Annotated in this window: 2 protein-coding genes; both read left to right on the forward strand. The window is 68.0% G+C overall.

Annotation, left to right across the window (positions count from 1 at the left end; all coding sequences use genetic code 11):
* The first annotated feature begins 532 nt into the window (after positions 1–532).
* On the forward strand, positions 533–982 hold the full coding sequence (locus ACTWQJ_RS50145; RefSeq protein WP_443313008.1) for a PTS sugar transporter subunit IIA: 450 nt from the start codon (positions 533–535) through the stop codon (positions 980–982).
* Between the two features lie 78 nt (positions 983–1,060).
* Positions 1,061–2,490: phosphoenolpyruvate--protein phosphotransferase (gene ptsP, locus ACTWQJ_RS50150; protein ID WP_443313009.1), on the forward strand; the 1,430-nt coding region annotated here is incomplete at its 3' end.

Consider the following 2,490-nt stretch of genomic DNA (forward strand, 5'->3'; position numbering starts at 1 on the left):
AACACATCACGAGAGCGGAACGGCCGGAGGAATGATCCGACCGTCCACAGCGTCCTCGCTGTGTTCTTCAAAGGAACCTCGACCATCGGCTGTCCGATGGACGGGGTATCAACATATCTGGCGTTGACTTTTGGCACGCTGTTGAGTTCTCAAGGAACGGACGCTTCCTTCGTACTCACCCTCTCGGGCTTTCCTCCGGGCGCTTCCCTTCGGTGTTCCAAACTCTATCAGTGTTTTTCCCTCTCTCTGACCACCGTCCTGCGGGCATGCAGAAGGCGACCCCGAGATAGGATCTGACGAGTTGGGTGCTGCCAGACCTAGGCGCTCGTTGCGCCGCTCGGTCCCAAGCAGGGGTACGACTCTACACGGGGCTCCGGAGTGGGCGCAAATCGATTTGTGCTGTGCTCTAGGGCGGCCAAGCGGGACCTCGCATGCGGAACCGGGACTTCATATGACATACCCTGCTGACCAGTGTGCCGTCCGGGATAGGCAGTGACGGCCCATATACATCGCCACCTCTGGGAGGCTTCCCATGACCACCGTGACGTCCCCGATTGCCGGACGCGCCATCGGGCTGGCCGCCGTGCCGGATCCGGTCTTCTCCGGGGCCATGGTCGGCCCGGGTACCGCCATCGACCCCGTCCGTGAGCCCTCCGAGGCCGTCTCTCCCGTGGACGGAGTCATCGTCTCCCTCCATCCGCACGCCTTCGTCGTCGTGGACGGCGACGGGCATGGCGTGCTCACTCACCTCGGCATCGACACAGTGCAGCTCAACGGTGAGGGCTTCGAAGTGCTCGTGAACAAGGGTGACACCGTGACGCGCGGTCAGAGCATCGTGCGCTGGGACCCTGCCGCCGTCGAGGCCGTCGGCAAGTCGCCGGTGTGCCCGATTGTGGCGCTGGAGGCCACGGCCGATTCCCTCTCCGAGCTCCGTACGGACGGCGACGTCAAGGCCGGCGACAGTCTCTTCGTCTGGAAGTGACGTCATTGCCGTCGTAAGACGGCGTGTAGGACAACCACCGCGGCGGCGGGACCCGCCGCACTATCGGAGACGGGTGAGATGGAGACAACGCTGCGAGGCGTCGGTGTGAGCCACGGGGTGGCGATCGGCGAGGTTCGGCACATGGGAACGGCGGTGCTCGAGCCGCCTGCCAAGCAGATCCCGGCGGAAGAGGCGGAGCGTGAACAGGGGCGCGCCCGCCAGGCCGTGGAAGCCGTGGCGGCCGACCTGATAGCGCGCGGAAACCTGGCGGGGGGCGAAGCCCAGGCGGTGCTCGAGGCGCAGGCCATGATGGCTCAGGACCCCGAGCTGATGGCGGACGTGGACCGGCGGATCGCCGTCGGCAGCACCGCCGAGCGCGCGGTGTACGACGCCTTCGCCGCGTACCGGGATCTCCTCGCCGGCGCCGGTGAGTACCTGGCCGGCCGGGTGGCCGACCTCGATGACGTGCGGAATCGCATCGTCGCACGGCTGCTCGGCGTGCCCATGCCCGGTGTCCCGGACAGCGACGAGCCGTACGTCCTCGTCGCGCGCGATCTTGCGCCGGCCGACACTGCGTTGCTGGACCCGACACTGGTCCTCGGTTTTGTCACCGAGGAGGGCGGTCCGACCAGCCACAGCGCGATCCTGGCGCGGGCTCTGGGTGTGCCGGCCGTGGTGGCCCTGCCGGGTGCCGGTGAGCTCACCGAGGGCACGGTCATCGCGGTCGACGGCAGCACCGGCGAGATCTTCGTGGCTCCCAGCGACGAGAAGAAGGCGCAGCTGGAGGCTTCGGCCGCTCAGCGAAAGGCGGCGCTGGCCGCGTCGACCGGGCCGGGGGCCACGTCCGACGGCCACAAGGTGCCGCTGCTCGCCAACGTCGGAGGTCCCGCGGACGTTCCAGCCGCGGTGGAGGCGGGTGCCGAAGGTGTCGGTCTGTTCCGGACCGAGTTCCTCTTCCTGGACGACAGCAAGAAGGCTCCTTCCGAGGAGAAGCAGGCCGAGGCCTACCGACAGGTTCTCGAGGCGTTTCCCGAGGGCCGCGTCGTGGTCCGTGTACTGGACGCGGGCGCGGACAAGCCGTTGGACTTCCTGACGCCGGCCGATGAGCCGAACCCGGCCCTGGGTGTGCGTGGGCTGCGCACACTGCTGGACCACCCCCAGGTGCTGCGCACGCAGCTGACCGCTCTCGCGAAGGCCGCCGAGGGTCTGCCGGTCTACCTCGAGGTGATGGCTCCGATGGTGGCGGACCGCATCGATGCCAAGGCGTTCGCGGACGCGTGCCGTGAGGCCGGTCTGCAGGCCAAGTTCGGCGCAATGGTGGAGATTCCGTCGGCAGCGCTGCGGGCGCGTTCGATCCTGCAGGAGGTCGAGTTCCTGTCTCTGGGGACCAACGACCTCGCGCAGTACACCTTCGCCGCCGACCGTCAGGTGGGTGCCGTGTCCCGTCTGCAGGACCCGTGGCAGCCCGCGCTGCTGGACCTGGTCGCGGTGTCCGCCGAGGCGGCAAG

Source organism: Streptomyces sp. KR55 (assembly GCF_052245645.1).
Taxonomy (GTDB): Bacteria; Actinomycetota; Actinomycetes; order Streptomycetales; family Streptomycetaceae; genus Streptomyces; species Streptomyces flavusporus.

Bases quoted from the DNA above. Each gene is read 5' to 3' on its own strand.
- ACTWQJ_RS50145 (WP_443313008.1), top strand. From the start codon at position 533: ATGACCACCGTGACGTCCCCGATTGCCGGACGCGCCATCGGGCTGGCC.